The organism is Stenotrophomonas sp. CASM114 (assembly GCF_049384325.1).
Classification (GTDB): domain Bacteria; phylum Pseudomonadota; class Gammaproteobacteria; order Xanthomonadales; family Xanthomonadaceae; genus Stenotrophomonas; species Stenotrophomonas muris.
On the sequence record NZ_JBMRGJ010000004.1, the window covers coordinates 52,386 to 64,816 of the forward strand.

Below are 12,431 nucleotides of genomic sequence, written 5' to 3' on the forward strand. Positions count from 1 at the left end.
ACCGACAGAGTGCGCCACTACGCCGGCCACCACAATACGCGGCCCTGTCTGCGGAGCACCCGCATGTCGCGTCGCCTGTTGTTGCTCACCATCGCGCTGCTGATGTTCCCCCAGTTGGCGCAGACCCTGTACAGCCCGGCCCTGGCCGACCTCGCCGGGCGCTTCGCACTGCCCCCCGGCGCCGCCAGCCAGGCCATGAGCCTGTACCTGTTCGGTTTTGCCGCCGGTGTCCTGCTATGGGGGCGGCTGGCCGACCATGTCGGTCGTCGCCCTGCCCTGCTCTGCGGCCTGGCCGTGTTCGTACTGGCCGCCTGCGGCGGCCTGCTGGCCAGCACGTTCGGCCAGGTCCTGCTGGCCCAAGCACTGGCCGCACTGGGTGCGGCGGCGGCCTCGGTGGTAACCCAGACCGTACTGCGCGACTACCTGAAGGGGCCGGCGTTGGCGCAGGCGTTCTCGTGGATCGGCATGGCGCTGGCCTTGAGCCCGGCGATCGGGCTGGCACTGGGTGTGCTGCTGGTGGACAGCCATGGCTATGTCGGCGTGCAGGCCGGCCTGCTGCTGATGGTCAGCCTGCTGATGCTCGGATGCGCAACGGGCCTGCGCGAGAGCCGCCCTGCGGAAGTCGCGCACACGCCCCTGCTGCCACTGTTGTGGCAACTGCTGCGTGATCGCTGGATCTGGTCACAGGCGCTGCTGGTGATGGCGTTCAACGTGGCGATGTACAGCTGGTACGCGCTGGGCCCGTTCGTGTTCGAACGCCTGCACTGGCCGCTGGCCTGGTTCGGTGCCAGCGGCGCGCTGCTGGCGCTCGGCTCGGCGCTGGGTGCATGGGGCAATGCTCGCCTGCTGCGCGCAGGCGTTGCCTCCGCCACGCGCATCCGGCTCGCCGCAGGCCTGGTGCTGGCCGGTGGGCTGTTGGCTGCCTTGCTGCACAATCAGCCGGCACTGGTCGCGGCGATGGTACCGGTGGTGGCCGGGTTCGGCCTGGCCATTCCCAATGTGCTGGGCCAGGCCCTGCGCGGATACCCGCACTGCCTGGGCAGCGCGGGCGCCCTGTTCGGCCTGCTCTACTACCTGTTGATCGGCGTGGCGATGGCCGTGGTCGGTGCACTGCAACTGCTGGCGCCGACACTCATCGTGTGCGGCGTGCTTGCCCTGTGGCTGCAGCGGCCGGCACGGCTCAGCGCCGGCTGATGGTGAAGGCGGCGCCGTCCACGCCCAGATCCCAGCCCTTGCCGGTGCCGGACAGGGCCAGCGAGATGTCGCCCTTGGTCATCACCTGCGCGTTGCTGGACTTCACGGCACCCGCATGCGCGCCAACCGAGGCGTAGGTGCCCAGCAGCTCGTTGACGCTGACGGCGCCGGTGAAGCTGCCACGGCCATTGGTGATCTTCGACTTGCCCACGGTCAGGCCGCCGCCCTTCACTTCGATACGCACCGGCAGGCTGGTGCCGTTGCTGCAGCTGACCGTGCCGTTGCCGGAAGCGGTCTTGTAGATCAGTGACCAGCCGGACAGGTTGTAGCGCAGCTGGCAATCGAGGTTGCCGGCGGCGTGCGCGGCCGGGGCCAGCGTAGCAGCGGACAGGGCCAGCAGCAGGGCGAAGGGCATGTTCATGGCAGGACTTCCAGTTCGGTCGGACTGCCGGCGAATCTAGCAGCGCGCGCGTGCACGCTGGATGCAGGCGCGCGCGCTGCGTGGCAGGCATTCAGCCGCCGTCGTGCTGTTTCAGGCCTGCTCGTCCAGATGGAAGGCATCAGCATCGAGCATCGCAGGGAAACGCGCGCGATGTGCAGCCAGTGCTTCGGCCGAAATGGTGGTGGTCACCACCTGTTCGCGTTCGCGGATCTCCACCTGCGGCTGGCCGAGGAAGTCGATCACCGCGCTGTCGCCGGCGTAGTGCAGCTGGTTGCCGTCCACGCCGACGCGGTTCACCGCCGCCACGAAGCACAGGTTCTCGATCGCCCGCGCACGCAGCAGGGTCTTCCATGCATAGGCGCGCGCCGACGGCCAGTTGGCGACGAAGATCTGCAGGTCGAAATCCAGCTGCTGCGGGCGTTCGACGTTGTAGCGGTTGCGGCAGAACACCGGGAAACGCAGGTCGTAGCAGACCTGCGGATTGATCCGCCAGCCCTTCCATTCCACGCTCAGGCGCTCACGGCCGGCGGCATAGCGCTCGTGCTCGCCGCCGTAGCGGAACAGGTGGCGCTTGTCGTAGTACTGCAGGCCGCCCTCTGGCGTTGTGAACAGCAGGCGGTTGTAGACGCCGTTGCCCTCGCGCAGCTGCACGCTGCCGATCACTGCCGCGTTCAAGGCCCTGGCCTGTTCGCGCACCCAGGCCACGGTCGGCCCGTCCATTCCTTCGGCCTGGGCGATGGCGTCGTTGGAGAAGCCACTGGTGAAGGTCTCCGGCAGGATCACCAGGTCGGTGCTGCCGGCCAGCGGTGCCAGCAACGCACCGTAGTAGGCGCGGTTGCCGGCCGGGTCATGCCAGCGGGTGTCGCCCTGGACGAGGGAAATGCGCAGGTCCTGCATGTCCGTGTCTCCGCTCACAGAAGGCGCAGGCGTTCGATCGCCGCGTCCATGGTCGCTTCATTCTTGGCAAAGCACAGGCGCACCAGGCGCTGGCCGGCCGGCGGAGTCTCATAGAACGGCGACAGCGGAATGGCGGTGACGCCCTTCTCGATGGTCAGCCACTTCACGAACTCATGGTCCGGCAGGTCGCTGATCGCCGAATAGTCGACCAGCTGGAAGTAGCCACCCGGGACCGGCAGCGCTTTCAGGCGGGTGCCGGCCAGCTGCTCACGGAAGCGGTCGCGCTTGGCCTGGTAGAACGCGCCCAGTTCCAGGTGGTGTTCGGGTTCGTCGCGGATCATCGCGGCGAAGCCATGCTGCGCCGGGCCGAAGCTGGTGAAGGTGTTGTACTGGTGCACCTTGCGGAACTCGGCGGTCAGCGCCGGCGGGGCGATCGCATAGCCGATCTTCCAGCCGGTGCAGTGGTAGGTCTTGCCGAAGCTGGAGATGACGAACGCGCGCTCGCGCAGTTCCGGGTAGCGCAGCGCCGATTCATGGCGGCGGCCGTCGTAGATGATGTGTTCGTACACCTCATCGGAGATCAGGTAGATCTGCGTGCCGCGCAGCAGTTCGGCCAGCGCCTGCATGTCCTGCGCCGACAGCATCGCACCGGACGGATTGTGCGGGGTGTTGACGATCAGCATGCGGGTGCGCGGGGTGATCGCTGCGCGCACGCGGTCCCAATCGACCGCGAACGTCTGCGGATCGAGCGACACATGTACGGCCCTGGCTCCGGCCAGGTCGATCGCCGGTTCGTAGCAGTCATACGCCGGGTCCAGCACGATCACTTCCTCGCCGGCACGCACCACGGCGTGGATGGCGTTGAAGATGGCCTCGGTGCCACCGCTGGTGACGGTGATCTCGCTGTCCGCATCGACCTGCGCGCCGTAGCAGTCCAGCGCCTTCTGTGCGATGGCCTGGCGCAGCGGCGCCACGCCGGTCATCGGCGGATACTGGTTCAGCCCGGCGGCCATCGCCCTGGCGGTCTCGTCGATCAGGCGCTGCGGCGCCGAAAAGTCCGGGAAACCCTGGCCCAGGTTGACCGCGCCGTGTTCGGCGGCGAGCTGGGACATCACGGTGAAGATCGTGGTACCGACCTTGGGCAGCTTGGTGGTGGGTTGCATCGGCCTGGGGATATGGGGAGACAGCCCCTGAGTTTACGCAATCCCTGCCTCGGTAGTGCCGGCCGCCGGCCGGCAACCTCGGCCACTCTGCGACGCTTGGCCGCATCTGCCGGCCAGCGGCCGGCACTACCCTGTGAATTCACCGCTACAATTGCCGCCGCACTCCGGCATGAAGACCTTTGCCCCTTGAACACCCCTGCATTGCTGGCTGCCAGCGGCCTGAGCTTCTCCCGCAATGACGAGCCGGTGTTCGGCCCGCTGGACTTCCATGTGGACGCCGGCGAAGCCCTGCTGGTGCAGGGCGGCAATGGCGCCGGCAAGACCACCCTGCTGCGCGTGCTGGCCGGCCTGGCCCGGCCCGGTGCCGGCCAGGTGCGGATCGACGGCAAGCCGGCCAGCAATGCCGAGCGCGCGCGCTATGTCGCCTACCTCAGCCACCTGCCAGCGCTGAAACCGGACCTCGGCACGCTGGAAAACCTGCATTTCCTGTGCGGCCTGCACGGACGGCGTGCGCGGCAGATGCCCGGCAACGCGCTGGCCATCGTCGGCCTGGCCGGTTGTGAGGACACCCTGGTACGGCATCTGTCGGCCGGACAGAAGCGGCGGCTGGCACTGGCGCGCATCTGGCTGTCGCCGGCGCCGTTGTGGCTGCTGGACGAACCCTATGCCAACCTCGACCTGGAGGGCATCACCCTGGTCAACCGGATGATCTCGGCGCACCTGCGCGCCGGCGGCGCTGCGCTGGTCACCACCCACGGTGCCTATGCCGCACCGCCGGTGCGCACCCGCCAGCTCGACCTCGGCGGTGCCGCGTGATCGCGCCGGGCACCGAACCGGGCCTGTGGCAGACCGCAGGCGCCCTGCTCAAGCGCGACCTGCGCCTGCTCTGGCGCCGCCGCGGCGATGCGCTGCAACCGCTGCTGTTCGCGGTGCTGGTGGTGGTGCTGTTCGCCCTGGCCCAGGGCCGCGAACCACAGCTGTTGGCCGCCACCGCCGGTGCAGTGCTGTGGCTGGCCGTGCTGCTGGCCGGACAGCTGTCGCTGGATTCGCTGTTCCGCTCCGACGCCGAGGATGGCTCGCTGGAACAATGGCTGCTGGCGCCGGTGCCGCTGGCCTGGCTGGTGCTGGTGCGCGTGCTGCTGCATTGGGCCACCACTGCGCTGCCGCTGATCGTGGTCAGCCCGCTGCTGGCCGAAATGCTGCATCTGCCGCATGACCAGCTGCCGATGTTGCTGGCATCGTTGCTGCTGGGCACGCCGTTGCTGAGCCTGATCGGTGGCGTGGTCGCTGCACTGACCGTTGGCATCCGACGCTCTGGTATTCTCGTGGCGCTGCTGTCGTTGCCGCTGTACGTGCCGGTGCTGGTATTCGGTGCAGGCAGCCTGGCGGCAGCCGGACGCGGACAGGATCCAGTCGGCGCGCTGCTGATGCTGGGCGCCGGCCTGCTGGTCGCGCTGGTGCTGGCGCCGCTGGCCACTGCCGCTGCAATACGTATTTCTCTGAGTTGACCGAGCTGAGAGCCAATCCACCCCTGCTGGATAGCCGCCACGCATGAATCCGATTGTCCGCTGGTTCCACCAACTCGGTTCGCCCCCCACGTTCGACCGTTTCGCTGCCCGCTGGTCGCGGGTGTTCTACCTCGCGGCGGTGCCGGTGCTGCTGGTCGGCATGTGGCAGGCGCTGCTGGTGGTGCCACCGGAAGCCAAGCAGCTGGACAGCTTCCGCATCCTCTACATCCACGTGCCCAGTGCCTGGATGAGCCTGTTCGTCTTCGCGCTGATGGCGCTGTATGCGGCCATCGCACTGATCTGGCGGATCAAGGTCTGCGAGATCCTGTCCATGGCCTGCGCGCCGATGGGTGCCGGCTTCACCCTGATCACCCTGTTGACCGGCAGCATCTGGGGCAAGGGCACCTGGGGCACCTGGTGGGACTGGGACCCGCGCATGACCAGCGAGCTGGTGCTGCTGTTCCTGTACCTGGGCGTGATCGGCCTGTACCACGCCATCGAGGACCGCCGCAGCGCCGCACGTGCGGCCGGCCTGCTGGCCATCGTCGGTGTCAGCCTGCTGCCGGTGATCCGCTACTCGGTGGACTGGTGGGGCGGCCTGCACCAGCGCCAGTCGATCAACGTATTCGGTGAATCGGCGATCAGCAGCGCGATGATCGCGCCGCTGTGGTGGATGGTGATCGGCACCAAGTTCTGGTTCGCTGGTTCGGTGCTGGCCAAGGCCCGCGCCGACAATCTCGACCGCGAGGCCGGCAAGGCCTGGGTCGGCGGCCGCGTCGATGCCGGACGCCCGGCCCGGGAGGCCCAGCCATGACCCACCTGCCCTATGTGATCGGTGCCTACGCGGTGTTCGTGCTGGTGCTCGGCGCCGATGCCATCGGTTCGTGGCTGCGCCTGCGCGTGGCGCGCCGGCTGGCACTGGCCCGCCAGCAGCGCCAGCAGACCCGCGCCGGCAGGCAGGACGCAGCGGCGCCGTTGTCGACGGAGCTGGAACGATGACCCCGGTACAGCGCCGCCGCCTGGTGTGGGTGCTGCTGGCCCTGCTCGCCTCCGGCCTGGCCACCGCACTGGTGGCGATGGCACTGGAGCGCAACATCGCCTACCTGTACACGCCGTCGGAAGTGCTGCGCGGCGATGTCGATGCACAGTCGCGCTTCCGCCTCGGTGGCATGGTGGTGAAAGGTTCCTTCAACCGACCGGTCGGCTCGCTGGAGGCGCGCTTCGAGGTGACCGACGGCGACGCGCAGCTGGCGGTGACCACGTCGCGGATCCTGCCGGACATGTTCGCCGAAGGCACGGCGGTGGTCGCCAGCGGCCGCCTGCAGGACGGCACCTTCGTCGCCGACGAGGTGCTGGCCAAGCACGATGAGAAGTACGTGCCGAAGGAAGTGGCCGACAAGATGGGCGACGCCCATCGCAAGCACGACGTGCCGATGACGGCACCCGAGGTGCGCTGAGTGCTGCCCGAACTGGGTCAGATCCTGCTGCTGTGCGCGTTGCTGGCCTCGCTGCTGCAGGCCGGCCTGCCGCTGGTCGGTGCGCAGCGCAACAATACGGCGTGGATGGCGGTGGCACGACCTGCCGCGTTCGCGCAGCTGCTGCTGGTCGCCGGCGCGTTCGCGGTACTGACCGCCGCGTTCGTGCAGCAGGACTTCTCGGTGCGCTACGTGGCCGAGAACTCCAATACGCTGCTGCCGATGGTCTACCGCTACTCGGCGGTCTGGGGCGCGCACGAGGGCTCGCTGCTGATGTGGGCGCTGGTGCTGGCGCTGTGGACCGGCGCGGTGGCGCTGTTCTCGCGGCACTTGCCGGCACCGGTGCAGGCGCGCGTGCTGGCGGTGATGGGCGTGGTCAGCGTCGGCTTCCTCGCCTTCCTGATCTTCACCTCCAACCCGTTCCTGCGCCTGAACCCGGCACCGCTGGAAGGCCGCGACCTCAATCCGCTGCTGCAGGACCCGGGGCTGATCATCCATCCGCCCATGCTGTACCTGGGCTATGTCGGCTTCGCGGTGCCGTTCGCCTTCGCGGTTGCCGCACTGCTGGAAGGCCGCGTGGACGCACGCTGGCTGCGCTGGACGCGGCCATGGACCAACGTCGCCTGGGGCTTTTTGACCCTGGGCATCGCGCTGGGCAGCTGGTGGGCCTATTACGAGCTGGGCTGGGGCGGCTGGTGGTTCTGGGACCCGGTGGAGAACGCCAGCTTCATGCCGTGGCTGGTCGGTGCGGCATTGATCCATTCGCAGGCCGTCACTGAAAAGCGCGGCACCTTCGGCAGCTGGACCCTGCTGCTGGCGATCGCCGCCTTCGCGCTGTCGCTGCTGGGCACGTTCCTGGTGCGCTCCGGCGTGCTGACCAGCGTGCATTCGTTCGCCGCCGATCCCTCGCGCGGCTTGTTCATCCTGGTGTTCCTGTCGGTGCTGGTCGGTGGCAGCCTGCTGCTGTACGCGCTGCGTGCCAGCCAGCTGAGCGTGGACGCCGAGGACCCACGCCGTGGCTTCACCGCCACCTCGCGCGAGACCCTGCTGCTGGCCAACAACCTGCTGCTGGCCACCGCCTGCGCGATGGTACTGCTCGGCACGCTGTACCCGCTGCTGGCCGATGCGCTGTCGCTGGGCAAGATCTCGGTCGGCCCGCCCTACTTCGGCAGCCTGTTCCTGCTGCTGATGGCGCCGATGATCCTGTTGCTGCCGTTCGGCCCGCTGGTGAAATGGCAGCGTGACCAGCCCTCGCGCGCCTTCGCGCTGCTGGCACCGTGGCTGGGCCTGGCGCTGCTGCTGGGCGCGCTGGCCTGGTGGCAGGCGCCGCAGAACGGCTGGAAGGCCGGCATCGGCGTGGCCGCTGCGGCCTGGGTCGCGCTCGGCACCGCACGCTTCGTCTGGCAGCGCCTGCGCGGCAATGGCCGCTTCACCGCCGAAATGCTCGGCATGATCGTCGCCCACGCCGGCATTGCCGTGTTCCTGGCCGGCGCGCTGCTGGTGGAGGCGCTGAACGTGCAGCGCGAAGTGGCGCTGGCACCGGGCCAGCAGCTGGTGGTCGGTCGCCACGAAGTGCGCTTCGAGGGCGTGGACCATCGCGAAGGCCCCAACTTCATCGCCGACCGCGGCCGCCTGCGCGTGTTCCGCAACGGCCGCGAGCTGGCCCTGCTGCACCCGGAGAAGCGCCAGTACGCCAGCGGGGGCCAGGTGATGACCGAGGCCGGCATCGATGCACGCTTCAATGGTGATGTCTACGTGGCATTGGGCGAGCCGCTGGGCAACAATGCATGGGCGGTCCGGGTGCACATCAAGCCGTACGTGCGCTGGATCTGGCTGGGCGCGCTGTTGATGGCCCTGGGCGGATTCATCGCCGCCGCCGACCGCCGTTTCCGTCGTCCGTAGGAGTTTCCATGTCCGAGTCCCCCGCCCCGCGCCCCTCCCGCCCGCTGCCGCCGGTAGCCATCGTGATCGGCGTGCTGTTCTTCTTCGGCCTGCTCGGGCTGATGATCTACGGGGTGATGAAATCAGGCGATCCGCAGCGCGACGTACTGCCGTCGGCACTGATCGACAAACCGGCGCCGGCATTCGCGCTGCCGGTGCTGCACGACCCGGAAATGATCGTGCACAGCGACGACCTGCGCGGCGCGCCCTACCTGCTGAACGTGTGGGGCAGCTGGTGCGCGGCCTGCCGCGAAGAACACCCGGTGCTGACCCGCTTCGCGGAAAGCAAGCGTGTGCGCGTGATCGGCTACAACTGGAAGGACGACCCGACCGACGCGTTGCACTGGCTGGAACAGCTGGGCAACCCGTTCATGGTCGTGCTCAGCGACGTGGAAGGCCGCACCGCGATCGACTGGGGCGTGACCGCCGCACCGGAAACCTTCCTGGTCGACGGCAGCGGCATCGTGCGCTGGAAGTACAGCGGTGCGATGACCCAGCGCGTGGTCGACGAGAAGCTGATCCCGGCGCTGCAGAAGATCGAGAAGGCCCAGGGCAGTGCCGGCAACACCCTGCATACGGCGCCCTGAACCCATGCGCTGGCTGCGGGCGTTGCTGCTCCTGATGCTGCCGCTGGCCGCGCTGGCCCAGCAGCCGCTGCACGATCCGCAGCCGCTGCAGTTCCGCGATGACGCCGAGGAACGCCGCTTCCATGACCTGGCCGCACAGCTGCGCTGCGTGCAGTGCCAGAACCAGTCGCTGGCCGATTCCAACGCGCAGATCGCCCAGGACCTGCGCCGCGAGGTGCTGCAGCTGATGCAGCAGGGCCACGACGACGCACAGATCAAGCAGTTCCTGGTCGCGCGCTACGGTGAGTTCGTGCTCTATCAACCACCGTTGCAGCCGGGCACCTGGCTGCTGTGGGGTGGCCCCCTGCTGGTGCTCGGCGCCGGTGCACTGGTGGTGCTGGGCATCGTCCGCCGACGTGGACGCACCGTCGGCGCGGCGCCGGCCGGCAAGGCCGATGAAGGAGACGAATGGTGAACCATTGGCTGCCGGTGCTGGCCGGTCTGGTTGCTGCGCTGATGGCAGCACTGGTGCTGTGGCCGTTGCGCCACCACGGCCGTCGCGGTTTCGTGGTCGGCGTGTTCGCACTGGGCGTGGCCGGTGCCTGCCTGTATCTGCTGGTCGGTGACCCAAGGACGGCACAGATTCAACCGCCCCCGTCGGCAGCCACCCTGCGCGATGGCGTGCAGGCCCTGCAGGACGCACTGGAACGAGACCCGCAGCGGGCTGATGGCTGGGCGCTGCTGGGCCGGTCGCAGGCCGAACTGGGCAACGCCGCAGCCGCGGCGGATGCCTTCGCGAGGGCCGCCGCATTGGCACCGGAGGATCCGGGCGTGCTGGTGGAAGCCGCGCAGGCGCGCGCGCAGGCTGATGCCGGCAAGCAGTTCGATGACACCGCAATGGCCTGGTTGCAGCAGGCGCGCGCACAGGCTCCCGATGCCGAGCGCGCCAGCTGGCTGCTGGGCATCGCCCTGCGCCAGCGCGGAAAGAACGCCGAGGCCGCGGATGTGTGGAGCGGCCTGCTGCCACGACTGGAGCCGGGTGCCGCGCAGGCGCTGCAGGCACAGATCGCCATCGCGCGCGAGGCCGCCGGCCAGGCGCCCGATGCTGCGCCCGCGTCGCCACCGGCACTGCTGCAGGTGCGTGTGCACCTGCCTGCGTTGAAGGGCACCGAGTGGCCGGCCAGCACCCAGGTATTCGTGTTGGCCCGCGCCGTGGGTGGACCACCGATGCCGGTGGCCGCGCGCAAGCTGCCCCTGGCCGGATTCCCGGACACGGTCGGGCTGGGCGACGGTGACAGTCCGATGCCGACCGCACCGCTGTCGGCCCATCGCGAAGTGGAAGTGGTGGCACGCATCTCGCGCAGCGGCAGCGCCAACCGCAGCGAGGACGACCTGCAGAGCGTTCCGGTGAAGGTAAGCCTGCCGCATGAAGGCGTGGTGGAACTGCGGTTCCCTTGACGCTCCGCCCGGTAGTGCCGGCCGCTGGCCGGCAACCTCACGTTTCCACGATGGGCGTCTGCCCAAATCAGGTTTCCGCCTCAGGTGTTGGCCGGCGAACTCAGCGGCGGCCGCACCAGGTCGCGGTGGAAGAAATAGATTTCCTGCACCAGGAAGCGCCAGCTGGTGTGGAAGCTGCGGAAGCGCGTGCTGGGCGTGGACGAGGCCAGCGCATCGATGCCCAGCGCCTTGCTCAGGCGCAGCGCGCGCGCCATGTGCAACGGGTCGCTGACGATGATCACCCGGTGCAGGTCGCGCTGGTCCATCAGCCGCTTGGCCTCGACCAGGTTCTGCACGGTGTTGCGCGAGGCGGTCTCGATCAGGATCGCATCGTCCGGGACGCCATGCTTGAGCGCATAGCGCCGCGCCACCTGCGATTCGGAAAAGCGCGCGCCGGTGCCACCGTAGCCGCCGGTGAAGATCAGCAGTGGCGCGTACCGGGCTTCATAGAGATCCAGGCCATGACGGATGCGTTCTTCGAATACCGGCGACGGCTTGGCGTCATAGGCCGCCGCACCGAGCACGATGATGGCGTCGGCCTTGGCTGCCTGGTCGCGCTCCCCCACCCAGACGATCCAGGCGGTCACGCCCAGCAGCCAGACCACCAGCAGCACGAACAGCCGCCACAGCCAGCCCAGCAGGCCGGTGCGGGGCCGGTGCCGGTCGCGGCTCAAGGCGCCCCCCAACGCAGCGCGGGCAGGTCGACATTGCCACCGGACAGCACCAGGCCCACCCGCAGGCCGGCGAACCGCTGCGGCTGTGCCAGCACCGCGGCCAGCACGGTGGCCGAGGACGGCTCGACCACCTGCTTGAGCACCTCCCACAGCAGGCGCATCGCGGCCATGGTGGCGGCGTCGTCGACCACGATCACCTCGACGCCGGCCGCGCGCAGCAGCGCGAAGTTGGGGGCGCCGATCAGGGTACGCAGGCCGTCGCAGATGGTGTCAGGGGTGAACGCGCCCTGGCGCTCGCCTGCGGCCAGCGAGCGCGCGGTGTCGTCGGCACCGGCCGGTTCGGCCAGCACCAGCCGGGTCTGGGGACTGGCGAACTGCAGGGCCCGGGCGGTACCGCTGGCCAAGCCGCCCCCTCCGACTGGGACTACCAGCACGTCGAACGGACCGTCGCTGTGCAGCAGCTCCAGGGCCGCGGTGCCCTGCCCGGCCATCACCGCCGGGTCCGCATAGGGATGGACCAGGGTCGCGCCGGTATCAGCCTGTACTTTGGCGCAGGCGGCCTCGCGGTCGGCGATGGTCGGCGGGCAGCGCCAGAGCGTGGCACCGTGGCGGGCGATGTTGGCCAGCTTGGCCGCCACCGCACCTTCGGGCACCACCACGTGGCAGGGAATGCCACGGGTGCGCGCGGCCAGGGCCAGGGCAGCGCCGTGGTTGCCGGACGAATGGGTGACCACGCCGGCACGGGCGCGATCGGCATCCAGCGACCACACCGCGTTGCAGGCCCCGCGGAACTTGAATGCGCCGCCGCGCTGCAGGTGCTCGGCCTTGAACGCCAGCTGCGCGCCGGCCAGCGCATCAAGCGTGCGCGAGCGCAGCACCGGGGTCACGCTGGCGTGCGGCGCGATCCGCGCAGCGGCAGCCAGGACATCGTCGGCACGGGGCAACAGTGAATCGCTCATGACGCAAGATTAACGTATGGCCCCACGCTGGCGACCCCGGCACAGGTCATGCCAGCATGAGGGCCTTCACCTCCATTCATCCTGGGCAGTGAAGTTAAGGGCCGATTCAACGCCT

General features: G+C 69.1%; 15 protein-coding genes. 10 read left to right on the top strand and 5 right to left on the bottom strand.

The window, feature by feature from the left end; genetic code table 11:
* Positions 1-63: 63 nt before the first annotated feature.
* Positions 64-1,194, top strand: a complete 1,131-nt coding sequence (locus VG566_RS06250; protein ID WP_241884732.1) for an MFS transporter — start codon at positions 64-66, stop codon at positions 1,192-1,194.
* Here the strand turns inward: VG566_RS06250 and VG566_RS06255 are convergent.
* The 3 genes from VG566_RS06255 to VG566_RS06265 form a co-directional block, all read right to left on the bottom strand.
* Positions 1,181-1,615, bottom strand: coding sequence for a hypothetical protein (locus tag VG566_RS06255; RefSeq protein ID WP_241884731.1), 435 nt, complete (start codon positions 1,613-1,615; stop codon positions 1,181-1,183). The genes VG566_RS06250 and VG566_RS06255 overlap by 14 nt on opposite strands.
* A 111-nt stretch (positions 1,616-1,726) precedes the next feature.
* Complete coding sequence (locus tag VG566_RS06260) at positions 1,727-2,533, bottom strand: amidohydrolase (protein WP_241884730.1); 807 nt, start codon at positions 2,531-2,533, stop codon at positions 1,727-1,729.
* Between the two features lie 14 nt (positions 2,534-2,547).
* Positions 2,548-3,696: a pyridoxal phosphate-dependent aminotransferase gene (locus tag VG566_RS06265; RefSeq protein ID WP_049406006.1), complete on the bottom strand. Its 1,149-nt coding sequence runs from the start codon at positions 3,694-3,696 to the stop codon at positions 2,548-2,550.
* 186 nt (positions 3,697-3,882) lie between these two features.
* Here VG566_RS06265 and ccmA point away from each other — a divergent pair, with 186 nt between their 5' ends.
* From ccmA to VG566_RS06310, 9 genes are read left to right on the top strand one after another with little or no spacing between them, the layout of a single operon-like run.
* A complete protein-coding gene (gene ccmA / locus VG566_RS06270; RefSeq protein ID WP_241884729.1) occupies positions 3,883-4,512 on the top strand; it encodes a heme ABC exporter ATP-binding protein CcmA in 630 nt (209 codons plus the stop codon).
* Positions 4,509-5,204, top strand: a complete 696-nt coding sequence (gene ccmB / locus VG566_RS06275; RefSeq protein WP_006456616.1) for a heme exporter protein CcmB — start codon at positions 4,509-4,511, stop codon at positions 5,202-5,204. Before ccmA ends, ccmB begins: the two co-directional genes overlap by 4 nt.
* Positions 5,205-5,247: 43 nt before the next feature.
* On the top strand, positions 5,248-6,018 hold the full coding sequence (gene ccmC / locus VG566_RS06280; protein WP_164165740.1) for a heme ABC transporter permease CcmC: 771 nt from the start codon (positions 5,248-5,250) through the stop codon (positions 6,016-6,018).
* On the top strand, positions 6,015-6,203 hold the full coding sequence (gene ccmD, locus VG566_RS06285) for a heme exporter protein CcmD (RefSeq protein ID WP_005410342.1): 189 nt from the start codon (positions 6,015-6,017) through the stop codon (positions 6,201-6,203). The genes ccmC and ccmD overlap by 4 nt, the downstream gene beginning before the upstream one ends.
* Positions 6,200-6,661 (top strand): cytochrome c maturation protein CcmE, encoded by a 462-nt coding sequence (gene ccmE, locus VG566_RS06290; RefSeq protein ID WP_075076334.1) that lies wholly within the window; start codon positions 6,200-6,202, stop codon positions 6,659-6,661. Before ccmD ends, ccmE begins: the two co-directional genes overlap by 4 nt.
* Complete coding sequence (locus VG566_RS06295) at positions 6,662-8,581, top strand: heme lyase CcmF/NrfE family subunit (RefSeq protein ID WP_241884728.1); 1,920 nt, start codon at positions 6,662-6,664, stop codon at positions 8,579-8,581.
* A gap of 8 nt (positions 8,582-8,589) precedes the next feature.
* Entirely contained in the window at positions 8,590-9,207 is a 618-nt protein-coding gene (locus VG566_RS06300) for a DsbE family thiol:disulfide interchange protein (RefSeq protein WP_005417655.1), read from the top strand.
* Between the two features lie 4 nt (positions 9,208-9,211).
* Positions 9,212-9,661 carry a cytochrome c-type biogenesis protein gene (locus VG566_RS06305; protein ID WP_241884727.1) on the top strand — a complete coding sequence of 150 codons (450 nt, stop codon included), beginning with the start codon at positions 9,212-9,214 and terminating at the stop codon, positions 9,659-9,661.
* The gene (locus tag VG566_RS06310; RefSeq protein ID WP_241884726.1) at positions 9,655-10,644 is read left to right on the top strand and encodes a c-type cytochrome biogenesis protein CcmI/CycH; all 990 of its coding nucleotides are present in this window, start codon (positions 9,655-9,657) and stop codon (positions 10,642-10,644) included. Before VG566_RS06305 ends, VG566_RS06310 begins: the two co-directional genes overlap by 7 nt.
* An 80-nt stretch (positions 10,645-10,724) precedes the next feature.
* Here VG566_RS06310 and VG566_RS06315 read toward each other — a convergent pair whose 3' ends face one another.
* Positions 10,725-11,369: a YdcF family protein gene (locus VG566_RS06315; RefSeq protein ID WP_069117674.1), complete on the bottom strand. Its 645-nt coding sequence runs from the start codon at positions 11,367-11,369 to the stop codon at positions 10,725-10,727.
* Positions 11,354-12,316 carry a pyridoxal-phosphate dependent enzyme gene (locus VG566_RS06320; RefSeq protein ID WP_014648768.1) on the bottom strand — a complete coding sequence of 321 codons (963 nt, stop codon included), beginning with the start codon at positions 12,314-12,316 and terminating at the stop codon, positions 11,354-11,356. Before VG566_RS06320 ends, VG566_RS06315 begins: the two co-directional genes overlap by 16 nt.
* Between the last annotated feature and the right edge of the window lie 115 nt (positions 12,317-12,431).

Bases quoted from the DNA above. Each gene is read 5' to 3' on its own strand.
- VG566_RS06250 (WP_241884732.1), top strand. From the start codon at position 64: ATGTCGCGTCGCCTGTTGTTGCTCACCATCGCGCTGCTGATGTTCCCC.
- VG566_RS06320 (WP_014648768.1), bottom strand. From the start codon at position 12,316: ATGAGCGATTCACTGTTGCCCCGTGCCGACGATGTCCTGGCTGCCGCT.
- VG566_RS06265 (WP_049406006.1), bottom strand. From the start codon at position 3,696: ATGCAACCCACCACCAAGCTGCCCAAGGTCGGTACCACGATCTTCACC.
- ccmE (WP_075076334.1), top strand. From the start codon at position 6,200: ATGACCCCGGTACAGCGCCGCCGCCTGGTGTGGGTGCTGCTGGCCCTG.
- VG566_RS06255 (WP_241884731.1), bottom strand. From the start codon at position 1,615: ATGAACATGCCCTTCGCCCTGCTGCTGGCCCTGTCCGCTGCTACGCTG.
- ccmC (WP_164165740.1), top strand. From the start codon at position 5,248: ATGAATCCGATTGTCCGCTGGTTCCACCAACTCGGTTCGCCCCCCACG.
- VG566_RS06310 (WP_241884726.1), top strand. From the start codon at position 9,655: ATGGTGAACCATTGGCTGCCGGTGCTGGCCGGTCTGGTTGCTGCGCTG.
- VG566_RS06305 (WP_241884727.1), top strand. From the start codon at position 9,212: ATGCGCTGGCTGCGGGCGTTGCTGCTCCTGATGCTGCCGCTGGCCGCG.
- VG566_RS06260 (WP_241884730.1), bottom strand. From the start codon at position 2,533: ATGCAGGACCTGCGCATTTCCCTCGTCCAGGGCGACACCCGCTGGCAT.
- VG566_RS06300 (WP_005417655.1), top strand. From the start codon at position 8,590: ATGTCCGAGTCCCCCGCCCCGCGCCCCTCCCGCCCGCTGCCGCCGGTA.
- ccmD (WP_005410342.1), top strand. From the start codon at position 6,015: ATGACCCACCTGCCCTATGTGATCGGTGCCTACGCGGTGTTCGTGCTG.